Here is a 16,923-nt window from a genome sequence, read left to right as displayed (position 1 = left end):
ATGCCCACCGGGTTCCCCCTCGTACGGGCGCGGCGCGATTGCCGCAAAGGGGATGGGAGTGGACGATTGAGGCATGTTCAGCGGCGCGCATGTGATCCTCTACACCCGGGACGCGGAGGCGGACCGCGCCTTCCTCCAGGACGTCTTCCGCTTCGACCACGTGGACGCGGGGCGGGGCTGGCTCATCTTCAAGCTGCCACCGGCCGAGATCGCGGTGCATCCCACCGAGGAGGAGCCGAAGCACGAGGTCTACCTGATGTGCGACGACATCGCGGAGACCCTGAAGACGCTGGAGGACCGCGGGGCTGAGGTCTCACGGCCCGTCAGCGACCAGGGATGGGGCCTGCTCGGGGCCGTACGGCTGCCGAGCGGGACCGAACTGCCGCTCTACCAGCCGCGTCACCCCGTAGCCCACAGCCTGTCACCCTGATGGCCTACCCCACCGCAAGGCACATCTCATATCTGAGATAACGTGACGCCATGGCAGACGACTACCTCGTACGCATCGGCAAGCTCATCCGTGACGCCCGTCAGCACCGTGGCTGGACCCAGACCCAGCTGGCCGACGCACTCGGCACCAGCCAGAGCGCCGTCAACCGGATCGAGCGCGGCAACCAGAACATCAGCCTTGAGATGATCGCCCGCATCGGCGAGGCGCTGGACAGCGAGATCGTCTCTCTCGGTTACGCCGGCCCGATGCATCTGCGGGTCGTCGGCCGCCGCCGCCTCTCCGGCGCCATCGACGTCAAGACCAGCAAGAACGCCTGTGTCGCGCTGCTGTGCGCCTCGCTGCTCAACAAGGGCCGCACGGTGCTGCGCCGGGTCGCCCGCATCGAGGAGGTCTTCCGCCTCCTGGAGGTCCTCAACTCCATCGGCGTCCGCACCCGTTGGATCAACGAGGGCGTGGACCTGGAGATCGTGCCGCCCGCCGAGCTGGACATGGAGTCCATCGACGCCGAGGCCGCGATCCGCACCCGCTCCATCATCATGTTCCTCGGCCCGCTGCTGCACCGCCTGGACCGCTTCAAGCTGCCGTACGCCGGCGGCTGCGACCTCGGCACCCGCACCATCGAGCCGCACATGATCGCGCTGCGCCGCTTCGGACTCGACATCACCGCGACCGAGGGCCTCTACCACGCCCAGGTCGAGCGGTCCGTCGCCCCGGACCGCCCGATCGTCCTGACCGAGCGCGGCGACACGGTGACCGAGAACGCCCTGCTGGCGGCCGCCCGCCACGACGGCGTCACCGTCATCCGCAACGCCTCCTCCAACTACATGGTCCAGGACCTGTGCTTCTTCCTGGAGGCACTGGGCGTACGGGTGGAGGGCATCGGCACCACCACGCTCACCGTGCACGGCGTCCCGGAGATCGACGCCGACGTCGACTACTCCCCCTCGGAGGACCCGGTCGAGGCGATGAGCCTGCTGGCCGCCGCCGTCGTCACCGAGTCGGAACTGACGATCCGCCGGGTCCCCATCGAGTTCATGGAGATCGAGCTCGCGGTCCTGGAGGAGATGGGCCTCGACCACGACCGCTCGGCCGAGTACCCCGCCGACAACGGCCGCACCCGCCTGGTCGACCTCACGGTCCGCCCCTCCAAACTGGAGGCGCCGATCGACAAGATCCACCCGATGCCCTTCCCGGGCCTCAACATCGACAACGTGCCGTTCTTCGCGGCCATCGCGGCCACGGCCCAGGGCAAGACCCTGATCCACGACTGGGTCTACGACAACCGCGCCATCTACCTCACCGACCTCAACCGCCTCGGCGGCCGCCTCCAGCTCCTCGACCCCCACCGCGTCCTGGTCGAGGGCCCCACCCGCTGGCGCGCCGCCGAGATGATGTGCCCGCCGGCCCTGCGCCCGGCGGTCGTCGTCCTGCTGGCGATGATGGCGGCGGAGGGCACGTCGGTGCTGCGCAACGTGTACGTCATCAACCGGGGCTACGAGGACCTGGCGGAGCGGCTGAACTCCGTGGGCGCACAGATCGAGATCTTCCGGGACATCTAGGGCATGTGTCTGCGGAGGTCCGCGGAGACCTGTCGAAGCCCCGTCACCCGCCAGTAGTCCGGCGGATGACGGGGCCTCGGGTCACCGTCCGGGCGGGGTCGGGGGTCAGATTTCGCAGGCCGTCTCGATGTCCGCGCCTGCCTCTCCGTCGCAGTCGTCCGTGCCCGCGCCGCCGTTGAGGCGGTCCGGGCCGGGGCCGCCGCGGAGGTGGTCGGGGCCGTCGCCGCCGTTGAGGGTGTCGGCGCCGCCCACGGTGCCGATGGAGAGTTCGAGGCTGCTGTCGACGTTGTCGCCGAAGACGCGGTCGGCGCCGCCGCGGCCGTCGATGACGTCGTCGGAGGCCGTGGCGCCGGTGGCGGTGCTCGTCACGCTGTCGCCGACGAGGACGATCTCGTCGCCGGAGCCGCCCGTGATGCGGTCCCTGCCGGAACCGGTGGCCTGGCCGAAGTTGGACACGTGGTCGCCGGCGGCGCCGAAGCCGCCGTCGGATCCCAGGTCGATGACGTCGTCACCGCCCGCGCCGTCCACCGTGTCGTCGGCGCGGCTGTCGCCGGTCACGAAACCGAAGGTGCCGGGGCCTTCGAAGATCGCGTCGTCCCCCGCGCCCGTCGCCTTGGTGACGGCGAACGAGTCGCCCACGACGACGTCGTCGCCGTCGTCGCCGTGGATGAAGTCGTTCGCCCCGCCGGACGCCTCGACGCCGGAGCTGTCCCCGGTGAGGGAGTCGTCGCCGGCGCCGCCGCGGATCGTGTCCGACGCCGCGCCCACGGCCTTGCCGCCCGCGGACACGTTGTCCCCGAAGATGTTGTCGTTGTCGCCTCCGCCGTTGATCTGGTCGCGTCCGGCGACGGAGCCGGTCACGTCGCCGTCGGCGTAGTCGTCGCCGACCAGCAGGTCGTCGCCGAGACCGCCGTCGATCTGGTCGTCGCCGGCCCCTCCCGCGACGGTGTCGTCACCGGCGCCGCCGCCGAGGACGTCGTTGCCGCCCAGGCCGCAGATGCGGTCGTTGCCTCCCCCGCCGTCGATCAGGTCACTGCCGGGCGTACCGATGATCACGTCGTCGCCCGGCGTGCCCTGGGTGCCCGTGACCGTGGCCGTGGCGCCGAAGCAGGTCGGCTCCGCGGCGCCCGCCGCACCGGCCCCCAGGCCGAGCAGGGCCGCCGCGGCGAGCGTCTGGGCCCCCAGGGCGGCCGCGAGCCGTCTACGGCGATGCACTTCCCACATGGATGTCTCTCCTTCGCTTGCACAGTGCTTGGCGCTCACTGTGCGTGCGAAGGACGGGGCGCGGCCGTCCATCGACGGGCCGCTCCGGTAAGTTCATCCGATCGGATTCTGATCTGTACGCGTGATGGGCGGGCTCCATCAGGAGCGCTGCCAGGTGACCGGGACCCTGACCTCCACGCCGCCGTTGCCGCCCTCGCCGCCGAAGCGGATGGTGCCGCCGAGGCTCGCGACGGTGCCGTCCCAGCAGTTCACGTCGGTGAGGCGGATCTCCGGCATCTTGAGGGCGGCGCCGGGCACCACCGGGCGGAAGGGCTTGATCCCGTCCCGTTCCAGCTCCAGCCGCACCGGGTCGGCGGCGGCCCACGCGCCGCCCGTCGGGGCGAAGCGGGTGAGGATGCGGTCGTCGGTGCGGACGCCGGTGTCCTCGTTCGTCTTCGGGGCGAAGCTCAGCTCTACCAGGGTCGCCTTGTTGCCCGTCGGGAGGGTTCCGGCGGGGACCAGGGCGACGAAGGTGCCGGTGAGCGGCTTCGAGTCCGGGTTCCAGCAGGAGTACGTGGTGTGCGGGATGCCGCTGGTGGGCGGCGGGGTCGACGGGCCGGCCGTGGGCGTGGGGCTGGGCGAGGGGTCGCCGCCGCCCGTGGTCTCGCCGCCGGTCACCGAGCCGCTGCCGTCGGAGGAACCACCCTCCACGGAAGCGCCTTCGGTCACGCCGACGCTGCCGCCGCTGTCCGCCGAACCGCCGGTGGTCGAGCCTCCGGTGTCCGTACCGCCGTCGGTGACGCCGACGCTGCCGCCGCTGTCGTCCTCCCCGCCCGAGCCCGAGCCCTCGCTCACGCCCACCGTGCCGCCGTCGGTGGAACCGTCCGCCGCGGGGGCGGCGGCCAGGCCCTCTGCGAGGCCGTCGCCGGAGGCCAGGAACACGGCAGCGGCGGCGACCGCCGTCGCCGCCACCGTCAGGGATATCCGCCGGACTCTCTGCTGCTGTCTCAACGCGCCTACTTCCGCTCGTCGTTCAGGCCTGTGCCGTACGGGCCTGTGCCGTACGCGCCCATGCCGTCACGCTGTCGCGGAGGGGATGCGTCCAAACCGTGATCTTCGCCTCAACCGCCCGGCATCACCGCGCCGCCCTTCAGCCGTTCCATGTCGGAGGGCCGTACCTTGATCGCGAGGACGGCGATCACGGCGGAGAGGACGGCGAAGGCCGCGGCCACGATGAAGCCGGCGGTGACACCGCTGGTGAGGACGAGATCGCCCCAAGGCGGCGGCAGCTGGCCGGTCTTGGCGAACTGGGCCTTCTCCAGGGGTCCCGCCTGGGAGAGGAAGGCGGGGACCTGCTCCTTGGCCTCGTTGCGGCTGACCGTGCCGAAGACCGTGACCAGGATGGACAGGCCCAGGGAGCCGCCCACCTGCTGGGTGGCGTTGAGCAGGCCGGACGCGGCGCCCGCCTCGTGGGACTCCACGCCCGAGAGGGCCATCAGGGTCAGCGAGACGAACATCATGCCCATGCCGGCGCTCAGGACCAGCATCGGTCCGAGGATGCTGCCCGCGTAGGTGGAGTGGACGTCCGTCAGGGTCAGCCAGGACAGGCCGGCCGCCAGGCAGATCGAGCCGATCACCATGAAGGGTTTCGGGCCGAAGCGCGGCAGGAACTGGGAGGTGACCCCGGCCAGCACCGCGATCACCGCGCTGACCGGCAGGAAGGCCAGTCCGGCCTGCAACGGGCTGAAGTCCAGGACCGTCTGCACGAAGAGGGTCAGGAAGAAGAACATCCCGAAGATCGCCGCCGCGAGGCACAGCATGATGGCGTACGTGCCCGCCCGGTTGCGGTCCGCGAACATGTGGAGCGGGGTGATCGGCTGCCGCGAGCGGCGCTCGATCAGGATGAAGGCGACGAGCAGGACGACCGCGGCCCCGAACGAGGCCAGCGTGTACGGATCCCGCCAGCCCTCCTGCGCGGCGCGGATGAAGCCGTACACGAGCGCGACCATGCCGAGCGTCGAGGTGAGCGCGCCGAGGATGTCGAAGTGGCCGGGGTGCCGCTCCGACTCCTTGACATGACGGGGCGTCAGGAAGGCGATGAGCAGGGCGATCGGCACGTTGACGAAGAACACCCAGCGCCAGTCGAGCCATTCGACGAGGACGCCGCCGGCGAGCAGGCCGATGGCGCCGCCGCCGGCCGACACGCCGGCGAACACGCCGAAGGCGCGGTTGCGTTCGGGGCCCTCGTCGAAGGTGGTCGTGATCAGCGACAGCGAGGTCGGCGAGGAGATCGCGCCGCCGACGCCCTGCAGTGCCCGGGCGGCGAGGAGTTGCCAGGACTCCTGGGCGAAACCGCCGAGCAGCGAGGCGAATCCGAAGAGCAGCACGCCGAAGATGAAGACCCGGCGGCGGCCGAGGATGTCACCGGCGCGGCCGCCGAGCAGCAGCAGACCGCCGAAGGTCAGGGTGTAGGCGTTGACCACCCAGGACAGGCTCGTGGTGGAGAAGTCGAGCGCGCTCTGGATGTGCGGGAGCGCGATGTTCACGATGGTGATGTCGAGGACCACCATCAGCTGGCAGGAGGCGATCACGAACAGGGCGATGCCCTTGCCGTCGCCTCCGGACTTCTTCGTGGCCACGTCCTGTTGCGGGGTGGTCGGCTTGGGTGTACTCATGGCGCATCGCGCCCTCACCTGCGGGAGCCGTGGGCCGGTCAGTCCACCTTTCGACACTAAGCCCGGCCCCCGAGGGTGACCAGTTGATCTTTCACCGGCCTGGGCCCCGGGGTTGTGCCGGGCCCAGGTCCCGCTACTCCAGGACCGCGAAACCGTCCAGTTCGACCATGGCCTGCTCGTCCCACAGCCGTACGACCCCGATCACGGCCATCGCCGGATAGTCGCGGCCGGCCAACCGGTGCCAGATGAGGCCGAGTTCGTGCGCGTGCCGGCGGTAGTCGGCGACGTCCGTGGCGTAGACGGTGACCCGCGCGAGGTCGGCGGGCGAGCCGCCGGCGTGGCGGAGGGCGGCGAGCAGGTTGGCGAGCGCGGTCTCGAACTGCTCGGGCAGGGTCTCTCCCGTCACCTTGCCGTCGCGGTCGAGGCTGGTCTGCCCGGCGAGGAACACCACGCGGGTCCCGGTGGCGGTGACGGCGTGGCTGAAGCCGGTGGGCGGGGACAGTTCGGCGGGGTTGTGGCGGTGCAGGCTCATCGGGCGCCTCCGGCCGTGACGGGTCGCTTGTACAGCTCCTTGGCGATGATGGTGCGCTGCACCTCCGTGGCGCCCTCGTAGATCCGGGGCGCCCGGACCTCCCGGTAGAGGTGTTCCAGGAGGTGGCCGCGCTGCAGGGCGCGGGCGCCGTGCAGCTGCACCGCCGCGTCGACGACGTACTGCGCGGTCTCCGTGGCGAGCAGCTTCGCCATGGCCGCGCGGCGCGGCACGTCCGGGTCGCCACGGTCGTACGCCTCGGCCGCCGCGTACACCAGGAGCCGGGCGGCCTCCGTACGGGTGGCCATCTCGGCGACCTGGTGGGCGACGGCCTGGAGGTCCGCGAGGACGCCGCCGAAGGCGGGGCGCGCGGCGGTGTGGGCGAGGGCGGCGTCGAGCGCGGCCTGCGCCATCCCGACGGCGAAGGCGCCGACGCTGGGCCGGAAGAGGTTGAGCGTGTTCATCGCGACCCGGAAGCCCTGCCCCGGCTCCCCGAGCACGTCCTCGGGCCCGACCGGCACCCCGTCGAAGACGAGGGAGCCGAGGGCGTGCGGGGCGAGCATGTCGAGGGCCTCACCGGAGAGCCCGGGGCGGTCGGCCGGCACGAGGAAGGCGGTGACACCGCGGGCTCCGGGGCGGGAGCCGGGGCCGGAGGCGGCGCCGGGGCTGGTGCCGGATGCGGGGCTGGTGCCGGGGCCGGAGGCGACGCCGAGGTGGGGGCTGGCGCCGGATCCGGGGCCGGAGGCGGAGCCCGGGCCGGGGCCGGAGGCCGAGCCGGGGCTGGTGCCGGGTCCGGGGCTGGTGCCGCGGCCGGAGGCGACGCCAAGGTGGGGGCTGGCGCCGGATCCGGGGCCGGAGGCGGAGCCTGGGCCGGTGCCGGAGGCGGAGCCGGTCCCCGAGACGGAGCCGGGGCCGGAGGCCGCGCTGCCCGGCCCCTCCCCCGTACGGGCGAACACCGTCACCAGGTCCGCCTCGGGCGCGTTCGAGATCCAGCGTTTCTCTCCGTACAGGCGCCAGCGGGGCGGGCCGTCGGGGGCCGCGTCCGGGTCCGGTACGGCCTCCAGGGCGAGGGCCGCCGCGTCCGAGCCGGCGTCCGGCTCCGAGAGGGCGAAGGCGGCGACGGCGCGGCCCGCGACGACCTCGGGCAGCCAGCGGGCGCGCTGCTCCGGCGTGCCGAAGGCGGCGACCGGGTGGGCGCCGAGGCCCTGGAGGGCCAGGGCGGTCTCGGCCTCCGTGCAGGCGTGGGCGAGGGACTCGCGCATCAGGCAGAGGTCGAGGGCGCCCGAGTCGAAGAGGCGGCCGATCAGGCCGTGGGCGCCGAGGGCGGCGACGAGGGGACGGTTGACGCGGCCCGGTTCGCCCTTGTCGGCGAGGGGCCGCAGCTGCTCGGCGGCGAGCGCGCGCAGCTCGGCACACCAGGTGGTCTGTTCCGGATCGAGCGAGAATGCGGCCATCGGGGCCCTCTCCGGCGCGTCCGCCGCGCGCCGGGCGGACGCCGGCGGGACGAGCACCTGTATCGCGAACCGTTGACTGTCGTCACCATCACGATACGCTCGTGGAGCCACGGTCGACCCCACCACGACGATCCCGGACCGGAACGGAACGGAACGAACGGAGCAGACCGACAGCTCGCGGCTCCGCCCCGCTCCGCCCGGCTCCTGCGATCGACGGACATCCGAAGATCCACGACGACCCCACCGACAGGGGGACGGACGCATGGAGCTGACGCCCTCGGCGCACCTGGACACCTTCGCCCGCGACCATCTGCCGCCCGCGGAGCAGTGGCCGCACCTCCTCTTCGAGCTGCCCTCCCTCACGTATCCCGAACGGCTCAACTGCGGCACCGAGCTGCTCGACCGCACGGTGGAACGTTTCGGCCCGGACCGCGAGGTGTTCCGGGACGGCGACGGCGGCGTCTGGTCGTACGGCCAGCTGCGCGAGCGCGTCGACCGCATCGCGCACGTCCTCGCCGACGACCTCGGCGTCCGGCCCGGCAACCGGGTGCTGCTGCGCGGCCCCACCACGCCCTGGCTCGCGGCCTGCTGGCTCGCCGTGATGAAGGCGGGCGCGATCGCCGTCACCGTCCTCGCCCAGCAGCGCGCCGGCGAGCTTGCCGTGATGTGCGAGATGGCCCGCTGCAGCCACGCCCTGTGCGACGTGCGCGCCCTCGACGAGCTGCTGAAGGCGGAGGTGCCCGGGCTGCGCGTCACTCCGTTCGGCGGGGACGCGGCCGACGACCTGCTCAGCCTCGCCATCGGCAAGCCCGCGCGGTTCGAGGCGGTGCCGACCGCCGCCGACGACGTGGCGCTCATCGCCTTCACCTCGGGCACCACCGGGCGGCCCAAGGGCTGCATGCACTTCCACCGTGACGTGCTCGCCGCCGCCGACACCTTCTCCGCGCACGTCCTGCGTCCGCGGCCGGACGACGTCTTCGCCGGCTCGCCGCCGCTCGGCTTCACCTTCGGTCTCGGCGGGCTGGTCGTCTTCCCGCTGCGTGCCGGGGCGCGCGCGGTGCTGCTCGAACAGGCCGGGCCGCAGCAGCTGCTCGCCGCGATCGACCGGCACCGGGTGTCGGTGCTGTTCACGGCGCCGACCGCCTACCGGGTGATGCTGGACGAACTCGGCAAACCCGGGCACGCCCACGAGCTGGGCTCGCTGCGCCGCTGCGTGTCGGCCGGCGAGAACCTGCCGGCGGCCACCTGGGAGGCCTGGCGGGAGCGGACCGGCCTGAAGCTGATCAACGGCATCGGCGCGACCGAGCTGCTGCACATCTTCATCTCCGCCGCCGACGGCGAGATCCGCCCCGGCACCACCGGCCGCCCGGTCCCCGGCTGGCAGGCACGGGTGGTCGGCCGCGACGGGACGGGCCTGAAGGACCTGCCGGACGGCGAGGAGGGCCTGCTCGCGGTGCGCGGACCGGTCGGCTGCCGCTATCTCGCCGACCCGCGCCAGACCGACTACGTGCACGACGGGTGGAACGTCACGGGCGACACGTACGTCCGTGAACCGGACGGCTACTTCCGCTACGTCTCGCGCGCCGACGACATGATCATCTCGGCCGGCTACAACATCGCGGGCCCGCAGGTGGAGGAGGCGCTGCTCGCCCACCCGGACGTCGTCGAGACGGCGGTGGTCGGCCGGCCCGACGAGCTGCGCGGGCAGGTGGTGGTGGCGTACACGGTCGTACGGGACGGGGTGCCGCGCGACGGAGGCACGGCGACGGCGCTGCGGTCCTTCGTACGGGCCCGGCTCGCCCCGTACAAGGCGCCGCGCGAGATCGTGTTCCTGGACGCGCTGCCGCGCACGGCGACCGGCAAGATCCAGCGCTACCGGCTGAGGGACGAGCGGGACGACGGCGCGGGACCCGGCAGCCTAAAGTGATCACCGTGGCCGAGCAGCACACTCCCCGATCCCTGATCGTCTCCCTGTACGGCGCGTACGGGCGGTTGCCGGACGGCGCGCCGTTCCCGGTGGCGGAGCTGATCCGGCTCCTCGCCGTGCTCGGCGTCGACGCGCCCTCGGTGCGCTCGTCGGTGTCGCGGCTGAAGCGGCGCGGGCTGCTGCTGCCCGCACGGACGGCGGAGGGCGCCGCCGGGTACGCGCTGTCGGAGGACGCGCGGATGCTCCTGGACGACGGCGACCGGCGGATCTACGCCCGTACCGAGCCGGCACTGGCGGACGGCTGGGTGCTCGCCGTGTTCTCCGTCCCCGAGGCCGAGCGGCACAAGCGGCACCTGCTGCGCTCGCGGCTCGCCCGGCTCGGCTTCGGCACGGCGGCGCCGGGCGTCTGGATCGCCCCGGCGCGGCTGCACGAGGAGACCCGGCACACCCTGGAGCGGCTGGAGCTCTCCGCGTACGTCGACCTGTTCCGGGGCGACCACCTCGGCTTCGCGCCGACGGCGGAGGCGGTGTCCCGCTGGTGGGACCTGCCGTCCATCGCCAAGCTCCACGAGGAGTTCCTCGACGTCCACGAGCCGGTGCTCCGCACCTGGTCGGCCGGGCGGCGGCCGACCCCCGAGGAGGCCTACCGCGCCTATCTGCCGGCCCTCGACTCCTGGCGCCGCCTCCCCTACGCGGACCCGGTCCTCCCGCTCGAACTCCTCCCGGAGAACTGGCCGGGCACCCGTTCGGCGGAGGTCTTCCTGGCCCTGCACGAACTCCTGCACGCGCGGGGCGGGGAGTTCGTGCAGGTGTAGGGGCGGCCGGCGGCGGCCGGTCCTCCGGCGGTCAGTCCTTGTACTCGGCGATCTGGATCAGGTTGCCGCAGGTGTCGTCGAGGATCGCGGTGGTGACCGGGCCCATGTCGGCCGGCGGCTGCGTGAAGCGGACGCCGAGGGCGCTCAGGCGGGCGAACTCGGCGTGGACGTCGTCGACGGCGAAGGAGTTCACCGGGATGCCGTCGGCGGCGAGCGCGTCCTGGTAGGCCTTGGCGGCGGGGTGCTGGTTGGGCTCCAGGACCAGCTCGACGCCGTCGGGATCGTCCGGCGACACCACGGTCAGCCAGCTGTGTCCGCCCAGCGGGACCTCGGTCTTCTTCAGGAAGCCGAGCACGTCGGTGTAGAAGCGCAGCGCCTTGTCCTGGTCGTCGACGAAGACGCTGGTCAGGTTGATCCTCATGGGGTGCTCTCCGGGGTGTCGGTCCTGAGCCACCGGCTCATGACGCGTTCGAGCGGCTCGGTGTTCAGGTCGTGGAACTTGAAGCGGCCCTCGCGCCGGGTCCTGACCAGGCCGGCGGCCTCGAGCACCGCGAGGTGCTGGCTCACTCCCTGCCGGGAGATCGCCACGCCGTGCCTGGTCGCCAGGCGCGCGCAGATCTCGAAGAGGGACTGCCCGTCCCGCTCCGCCAGCCCGTCGAGGATGAGCCGGCGGGTGGGATCGGCCAGCGCCTTGAACACATCGTCCGCCACGACGCCACCATAGGCAAGCACCGACTTGCCTATCAAGTGGATCAGAGGGCCTAGAGGCCCGTCGACGGGCGGCGGCCCTGCTTCCCGGTCCGACGAGTCCGCCGCGGCCCCGCGTTCGTCACGGGTCCTTGCGGCCCGTCGGGGGTCGGCGGCTGCCCGCCCGGTACGGGGCCGGCCAGGGCGCGGCCGGGCCCTCGTAACCCTGCTCGGCGGCGGCGTGCAGGGTCCAGTGCGGGTCGTAGAGGTGCGGGCGGGCCAGGGCGCACAGGTCGGCGCGGCCGGCGAGGAGCAGGGAGTTCACGTCGTCCCACGAGGAGATGGCGCCCACCGCGATGACCGGGATCCCGAGCGCCGAGCGGATCCGGTCGGCGTACGGGGTCTGGTAGGAGCGGCCGAACTCGGGGCGCTCGTCGGGCACGACCTGACCCGTGGAGACGTCGAGGGCGTCGGCGCCCTGCGCCGCGAAGGCGCGGGCGATCTCGACGGCGTCGTCGGCGGTGGTGCCGCCCTCGGCCCAGTCGGTGGCGGAGATCCGGACGGTCATGGGCCGGTCGGCCGGCCACGCCTCCCGCACCGCGTCGAAGACCTCGAGCGGATAGCGCAGCCGGCCGGCGAGGTCGCCGCCGTAGGCGTCGGTGCGGTGGTTGGTGAGCGGCGAGAGGAAGCCGGAGAGCAGATAGCCGTGGGCGCAGTGGAGTTCGAGCAGGTCGAAGCCGGCCCGGGCGGCCCGCCGGGCGGCGGCGGTGAACTCCTCCCGTACGGCGGCGAGTCCGGCGCGGTCGAGGGCGTGCGGGGTCTGGTTGACGCCGGGCCGGTACGGGAGCGGGGAGGCGGCGACGAGGGGCCAGTTGCCCTCGGGCAGCGGCTGGTCGATGCCCTCCCACATGCGCCGGGTGGAGCCCTTGCGGCCGGAGTGGCCGAGCTGGACGCCGATCGCGGTGCCGGGGCTCTGCGCGTGGACGAAGGCGGTGATCCGGGCCCAGGCCTCGGCCTGGGCGTCGGTCCACAGGCCGGTGCAGCCGGGGGTGATCCGGCCCCGGTCGCTGACGCAGACCATCTCGGTCATGACCAGGCCGGCACCGCCGAGGGCGCGGGCGCCGAGGTGGACGAGGTGGAAGTCGCCGGGGACGCCGTCCTCCGCCACGTACATGTCCATCGGCGAGACGACGACCCGGTTGCGCAGGGTCAGGCCGCCGAGCCGGAAGGGCGTGAACATGGGCGGGGTGCCGGGCGGACAGCCGAACTCGGTCTCGACGGCGGAGGTGAACGCCGGGTCGCGCAGGCGCAGGTTGTCGTGGGTGACCCGGCGGCTGCGGGTGAGCAGGTTGAACGCGAACTGGCGTGGCGGACGGTCGAGTTGTCCGGCGAGCTCCTCGAACCAGCGCAGGCTCGCGGCGGCGGCGCGCTGGGTGGACTCGACGACCGGGCGGCGCTCGGCCTCGTAGGCGGCCAGCGCCGCGGGGAGGTCGCCGGGGTGGGCGTCGACCTGGGCGGCGAGGGCGACGGCGTCCTCGACGGCGAGCTTGGTGCCGGAGCCGATGGAGAAGTGCGCGGTGTGGGCGGCGTCGCCGAGGAGCACCGTGTTGCCGTGCGACCAGCGGGCGTTGACGACGGTACGGAAGGCGGTCCAGGCGGACTTGTTGGAGCGCAGGGCGCGGCCGTGCAGGGCGTCGGCGAAGATCTTGGCGCAGCGGGCGGCGGACTCGGCCTCGTCGAGCTCGTCGAAGCCGGCGGCCCGCCAGACCTCTTCGCGCATCTCGACGATGACCGTGGAGGAGCCCGGATGAGTGTGCGGGCCGGAGGGCCGCGTCGAGGGGAATGCCGAGCGGAATGCCGAGGGGAATTCCGAGGGGGACGGGGGCTCCTCTGCCCGGGCGGAGCCGGGGTCCTGGGGGAGGTCGGGTGACGGGTGGGCGTAGGGGTAGGCGTGGAGCTGCATCACGCCGTGTTCGGTCTCCGCGATCTCGAAGCGGAAGGCGTCGAGGGCGAAGTCGGCGGCGAGCCAGATGTAGCGGCAGCGGTGGGTGGTGAGGGTCGGCCGGAAGGTGTCGGCGTGCGCCTCGCGGGTGCGGCTGTGCACGCCGTCGGCGGCGACGACCAGGTCGTGGGAGGCGGCGAGTTCGGCTGCCGGCGGGGCCTCGGCGCGGAAGCGGAGCCGTACGCCGAGCTCGGCGCAGCGGGCGTGCAGGAGCTCCAGGAGCCGGCGGCGGCCCAGGGCGGCGAAGCCGTGGCCGGTGGAGGTGAGGAGGTGGCCGCGGTGGGCGATGTGGATGTCGTCCCAGCGGACGAGTTCGCGGCGCAGGGCCGCGTACACGTCGGGGTCGGCGTCGGCGATGCCGCCGAGGGTCTCGTCGGACAGGACGACGCCGAAGCCGAAGGTGTCGGTGGGGGCGTTCCGCTCCCAGACGGTGACCTGTCGGTCCGGGTCGGCGCGTTTGAGCAGGGCGGCGGCGTAGAGCCCGCCGGGCCCGCCGCCTATGACGGCGACGCGCAGGGGCTCGGGTGAGGTTCGGCCCGGTGCGGCGGCCATGGTCACCGCCCCCGCCATTTCGCGGGGCGCTTCTCGGTGAAGGCGGCGTGGAACTCGGCGTAGTCCTCGCCGTGCATGAGCAGGGCCTGGGTGGCGGCGTCCATCTCGACGGAGGCGGCGAGCGGCATGTCGAGCTCCGCGGTGAGCAGGGCCTTGGTCTGGGCGTGGGCGAGGGCGGGGCCTTCGGACAGCCGGCGGGCCAGGGCGGCGGCCCGGGTGTCGGCGGCGCCTTCCTCGGTGAGCTCGCTGATCAGGCCGATCCGCTCGGCCTCGGCGGCGCCGACGGGGTCGCCGAGCATCAGCAGGCGGGTGGCGTGGCCGAGGCCGACGACCCGCGGCAGGAGGTAGGCGGCGCCCATGTCGCCGCCGGAGAGTCCGACGCGGGTGAAGAGGAAGGCGAAGCGGGCGGTGGGGTCGGCGACCCGGAAGTCGGCGGCGAGGGCGAGTACGGCCCCGGCGCCGGCGGCGACTCCGTGGACGGCGGCGATGACCGGGAAGGGGCACTCGCGCAGGGCGCGGACGGTCTGGCCGGTCATCCGGTTGAAGTCGAGGAGCTGGGCGGTGTCCATGGAGAGGGTTGCGCCGATGATCTCGTCGACGTCGCCGCCGGAGCAGAAGCCGCGGCCCTCGCCGCCGAGCACCAGGGCGCGCACGGCCCGTTCGCGGGACAGCTCGGCGAGCAGGTCGCGCAGGTCGGCGTAGGCGCCGAAGGTGAGGGCGTTCAGCTTCTCGGGGCGGGCGAGGGTGATGGTGGCGACCCCGTCGTCGACGGTGAGGCGCAGATGGCGCCAGCGTTCGGTCCGGGTCGCGGAGCCGGTGAAGGGGCTCATTCGGGAGGACCTCCCTGTTGTGTGCACGTACCGGTACGGCAGCACCCTCACGAGGGTATCACTCTTGTGTGACTGTCGTCACGAGTACGCGATACATGCGGCACGGAACGCGGATGCGGCAGCAGCGCAGCACCGGGGTACGTGCGGCACGGCATGCGGAGCACCAAGGTCCCGTCCGGGAGCGGACGCAGGTCCTCGCAGATGCGGGCGACCGCCTCTGTGTCGTGATTTTTGGCTCCGTAAGGTTGAAACCAGGACCGCACCCCACGCCCCCACGCCCTCCTCCGACTCCTCCCGCACCACGCCCCCACACCCTCCTCCCACTCCTCCCGCACCACGCCCCCCACGCCCTCCCCCCACACCCCCACGCCCCCTCCCCCCACACCCCCACCGAGCACGAACGGAACCCCGCCGTGTCCCCTGCCTCCGGAGTCCCCCGGCCCGCGGCCTGGCGCGTCGAGCTGCCGCACACCACGGCCGCCGTGCCGATCGCCCGCGCCCTCGTCCGCTCCGCCCTCACCGAGATCGAGGGCGCCGAACGGGCCGCCGCCGACACCGACACGGCCGAGCTGCTCACCGCCGAACTGGTCGCCAACGCCGTGGAGCACACCCCCGGCGACGGGCCGATCGAGCTGGTCGTCGAGCTGTTCCCGGCCACCGGCGGCTGCCAGATCGAAGTCCACGACCGCCGCCCGGTGGCCCCGGGGCAGCTGATCGGGTCCGGGCCCGTCACGCCGGTCGACCCCTGGCAGGAGCACGGCCGCGGACTGCTCCTGATCCGCGCGCTCAGCAGCGACTGCGGTCACCGCCCCACCGCGCACGGCAAAGCGGTCTGGTTCACGCTCCCCGCGGTGCCGGCGCAGCGCCGCCACGGCCCCGGCCCGTCGTCCGATCGGTGAAAACTCTCCGTGGTCCTCGGCGAGTAATTTTCCGTCGCGCGCATTCCCGGGTGTGCTCCCCATAGGCTCCCGACGGTTACTGGTTCACGGCCGCGCCGTCAGTGGGGGCGCCGACGATTGGGCACGAATTGACCGTCGACACTGGTGCGACATCCGGACCGGCAGTTCTGCAGGAGTCGCGGCGCAGCGTTCTGGTTCGACGTGTCGCGTCGTCGTGGCGAGGCGCGAGGCCCGCGCTTCTCGGCTACCTGGCGTGCAAGGTCATGGGCATCGCCTGGCTGGCGATGAAGTCGGCCGGCGGCGACACGTCGCTTTCCACGTCGCTGGGCTACGTATGGGATGCGCAGTGGTACCTCGGCATTGCGCAGAACGGCTACGGGCACGCGGATCTGGTTCCCGGCTACGGCGGTGGCCCGGCCGGCAGATGGCAGGACCTCGCGTTCTTTCCGTTGTATCCGGGTGTCGTGCGGGCTTTCGGCGAAATTCTGCCGATGGGCGCGGTCGGTACCGCGCTGCTGATCACCTGCGTGTCCTCCTTCGTGGCGGCATGGGGGATCCACGCACTCGGAACGGCCCTGCACGGCGCGCGGGCCGGGCTGCTGCTCGTCCTCCTGTGGGGTCTGCTGCCGCAGGCCTTCATCCAGTCCATGGCCTACCCGGAGGCGATGTTCACCGCGTTGTCCGCCTGGGCGCTGTACGCCCTGGTGACGCGGCGGCTGATCCCGGCGTCCCTCCTTGCCGTGGCGGCGGGCCTGACGCGCCCCTTGGGCGTCGCGGTGGTGGCCGCCGTCGTCGTCACGGCGGTGCTCGCCTCTCCGCGCGGGCGGCGAACGCTCGCCGCGGTCCTGATCGCGCCGCTGGGCCTGCTCGGCTATGTCGTGTGGGTCGGATGGTGCATGGGGCGGCCGACGGGCTATTTCGACGTGCAGCGGGACTGGAACACCCGCGTCGACTTCGGGCAGTCCGTCGTCCAGGCGGTCAGCAGGGTGGCCGCCGGCCACGTGAGCGCGGTGGAGCAGGTGTCCGTGCTGATCGTGATCGCGGGCCTCGTGCTCCTCTGGACGCTCCTGAGCTCGCGTCCGCCGGCGGCGGTCGTCGTCTTCACCCTGGTCCTGGTGGCCATGGCCGTGGGCGTGAGCGGGTTCGTCCAGATCAAGCCCCGTTTCCTGCTGCCCGGATTCACCCTGCTGCTGCCCGCGGCCACGGCTCTCGCCAAGGCCCGGCCGGTCTCCGTGGCCGTCACGCTCGTGGCCCTGGCCGGTGTGTCGCTCACGTACGGGGCCTACTTCGTCACCTCCGGGTACACGCCGTAGCCGCGACGCGGAACGTGACGGGCCGGT

At 72.9% G+C, this 16,923-nt stretch carries 15 protein-coding genes; 6 read left to right on the top strand and 9 right to left on the bottom strand.

Annotated elements, in window-relative coordinates:
• The first annotated feature begins 73 nt into the window (after positions 1–73).
• Together ACFWJO_RS04810 and ACFWJO_RS04805 are read left to right on the top strand one after the other, a co-directional pair.
• Positions 74–430 carry a VOC family protein gene (locus tag ACFWJO_RS04810; RefSeq protein ID WP_384422691.1) on the top strand — a complete coding sequence of 119 codons (357 nt, stop codon included), beginning with the start codon at positions 74–76 and terminating at the stop codon, positions 428–430.
• A 50-nt stretch (positions 431–480) separates the two neighbouring features.
• Positions 481–2,010 (top strand): helix-turn-helix domain-containing protein, encoded by a 1,530-nt coding sequence (locus ACFWJO_RS04805; protein ID WP_384422688.1) that lies wholly within the window; start codon positions 481–483, stop codon positions 2,008–2,010.
• A gap of 105 nt (positions 2,011–2,115) precedes the next feature.
• Here ACFWJO_RS04805 and ACFWJO_RS04800 read toward each other — a convergent pair whose 3' ends face one another.
• The 5 genes from ACFWJO_RS04800 to ACFWJO_RS04780 all read right to left on the bottom strand — a co-directional run bounded on the left by ACFWJO_RS04800 (position 2,116) and on the right by ACFWJO_RS04780 (position 7,871).
• Positions 2,116–3,234, bottom strand: coding sequence for a calcium-binding protein (locus ACFWJO_RS04800; RefSeq protein ID WP_386863393.1), 1,119 nt, complete (start codon positions 3,232–3,234; stop codon positions 2,116–2,118).
• A 138-nt stretch (positions 3,235–3,372) separates the two neighbouring features.
• Complete coding sequence (locus ACFWJO_RS04795) at positions 3,373–4,224, bottom strand: hypothetical protein (RefSeq protein WP_386863392.1); 852 nt, start codon at positions 4,222–4,224, stop codon at positions 3,373–3,375.
• Positions 4,225–4,334: 110 nt separating this feature from the next.
• On the bottom strand, positions 4,335–5,888 hold the full coding sequence (locus ACFWJO_RS04790; protein ID WP_386863391.1) for an MFS transporter: 1,554 nt from the start codon (positions 5,886–5,888) through the stop codon (positions 4,335–4,337).
• A 133-nt stretch (positions 5,889–6,021) separates the two neighbouring features.
• Positions 6,022–6,420 (bottom strand): RidA family protein, encoded by a 399-nt coding sequence (locus ACFWJO_RS04785; RefSeq protein WP_386863390.1) that lies wholly within the window; start codon positions 6,418–6,420, stop codon positions 6,022–6,024.
• Positions 6,417–7,871 (bottom strand): acyl-CoA dehydrogenase family protein, encoded by a 1,455-nt coding sequence (locus tag ACFWJO_RS04780; protein ID WP_386863389.1) that lies wholly within the window; start codon positions 7,869–7,871, stop codon positions 6,417–6,419. Before ACFWJO_RS04780 ends, ACFWJO_RS04785 begins: the two co-directional genes overlap by 4 nt.
• Before the next feature lie 262 nt (positions 7,872–8,133).
• On the opposite strand from ACFWJO_RS04780, the gene ACFWJO_RS04775 reads away from it, so the two are divergent.
• Positions 8,134–9,798, top strand: a complete 1,665-nt coding sequence (locus tag ACFWJO_RS04775) for an AMP-binding protein (protein WP_386863388.1) — start codon at positions 8,134–8,136, stop codon at positions 9,796–9,798.
• 5 nt (positions 9,799–9,803) lie between these two features.
• Positions 9,804–10,613 carry a PaaX family transcriptional regulator C-terminal domain-containing protein gene (locus tag ACFWJO_RS04770; protein WP_384420165.1) on the top strand — a complete coding sequence of 270 codons (810 nt, stop codon included), beginning with the start codon at positions 9,804–9,806 and terminating at the stop codon, positions 10,611–10,613.
• Positions 10,614–10,644: 31 nt separating this feature from the next.
• On the opposite strand, the gene ACFWJO_RS04765 is transcribed toward ACFWJO_RS04770, so the two are convergent.
• The 4 genes from ACFWJO_RS04765 to ACFWJO_RS04750 form a co-directional block, all read right to left on the bottom strand.
• Positions 10,645–11,034 carry a VOC family protein gene (locus ACFWJO_RS04765; protein WP_385694200.1) on the bottom strand — a complete coding sequence of 130 codons (390 nt, stop codon included), beginning with the start codon at positions 11,032–11,034 and terminating at the stop codon, positions 10,645–10,647.
• Positions 11,031–11,324 carry an ArsR/SmtB family transcription factor gene (locus ACFWJO_RS04760; protein WP_386863387.1) on the bottom strand — a complete coding sequence of 98 codons (294 nt, stop codon included), beginning with the start codon at positions 11,322–11,324 and terminating at the stop codon, positions 11,031–11,033. Before ACFWJO_RS04760 ends, ACFWJO_RS04765 begins: the two co-directional genes overlap by 4 nt.
• 118 nt (positions 11,325–11,442) lie before the next feature.
• Complete coding sequence (locus ACFWJO_RS04755) at positions 11,443–13,872, bottom strand: FAD-dependent monooxygenase (RefSeq protein ID WP_386863386.1); 2,430 nt, start codon at positions 13,870–13,872, stop codon at positions 11,443–11,445.
• Positions 13,857–14,684, bottom strand: coding sequence for an enoyl-CoA hydratase family protein (locus tag ACFWJO_RS04750; protein WP_386863385.1), 828 nt, complete (start codon positions 14,682–14,684; stop codon positions 13,857–13,859). Before ACFWJO_RS04750 ends, ACFWJO_RS04755 begins: the two co-directional genes overlap by 16 nt.
• A 413-nt stretch (positions 14,685–15,097) precedes the next feature.
• On the opposite strand from ACFWJO_RS04750, the gene ACFWJO_RS04745 reads away from it, so the two are divergent.
• Positions 15,098–15,583: an ATP-binding protein gene (locus tag ACFWJO_RS04745; protein ID WP_386863384.1), complete on the top strand. Its 486-nt coding sequence runs from the start codon at positions 15,098–15,100 to the stop codon at positions 15,581–15,583.
• Positions 15,584–15,711: 128 nt separating this feature from the next.
• Positions 15,712–16,896, top strand: a complete 1,185-nt coding sequence (locus tag ACFWJO_RS04740) for a hypothetical protein (RefSeq protein WP_386863383.1) — start codon at positions 15,712–15,714, stop codon at positions 16,894–16,896.
• Positions 16,897–16,923 lie beyond the last annotated feature (27 nt).

The sequence above is a fragment of the Streptomyces sp. NPDC127092 genome (genome assembly GCF_042722475.1).
GTDB lineage: Bacteria > Actinomycetota > Actinomycetes > Streptomycetales > Streptomycetaceae > Streptomyces.
This window is presented reverse-complemented; position numbering and strand designations above follow the sequence as displayed.

Excerpts from the sequence above, each read along its gene's own strand:
- ACFWJO_RS04780 (WP_386863389.1), bottom strand. The coding sequence starts at position 7,871 with ATGGCCGCATTCTCGCTCGATCCGGAACAGACCACCTGGTGTGCCGAG.
- ACFWJO_RS04790 (WP_386863391.1), bottom strand. The coding sequence starts at position 5,888 with ATGAGTACACCCAAGCCGACCACCCCGCAACAGGACGTGGCCACGAAG.
- ACFWJO_RS04805 (WP_384422688.1), top strand. The coding sequence starts at position 481 with ATGGCAGACGACTACCTCGTACGCATCGGCAAGCTCATCCGTGACGCC.
- ACFWJO_RS04765 (WP_385694200.1), bottom strand. The coding sequence starts at position 11,034 with ATGAGGATCAACCTGACCAGCGTCTTCGTCGACGACCAGGACAAGGCG.
- ACFWJO_RS04775 (WP_386863388.1), top strand. The coding sequence starts at position 8,134 with ATGGAGCTGACGCCCTCGGCGCACCTGGACACCTTCGCCCGCGACCAT.
- ACFWJO_RS04785 (WP_386863390.1), bottom strand. The coding sequence starts at position 6,420 with ATGAGCCTGCACCGCCACAACCCCGCCGAACTGTCCCCGCCCACCGGC.
- ACFWJO_RS04755 (WP_386863386.1), bottom strand. The coding sequence starts at position 13,872 with ATGGCGGGGGCGGTGACCATGGCCGCCGCACCGGGCCGAACCTCACCC.
- ACFWJO_RS04750 (WP_386863385.1), bottom strand. The coding sequence starts at position 14,684 with ATGAGCCCCTTCACCGGCTCCGCGACCCGGACCGAACGCTGGCGCCAT.
- ACFWJO_RS04800 (WP_386863393.1), bottom strand. The coding sequence starts at position 3,234 with ATGTGGGAAGTGCATCGCCGTAGACGGCTCGCGGCCGCCCTGGGGGCC.
- ACFWJO_RS04810 (WP_384422691.1), top strand. The coding sequence starts at position 74 with ATGTTCAGCGGCGCGCATGTGATCCTCTACACCCGGGACGCGGAGGCG.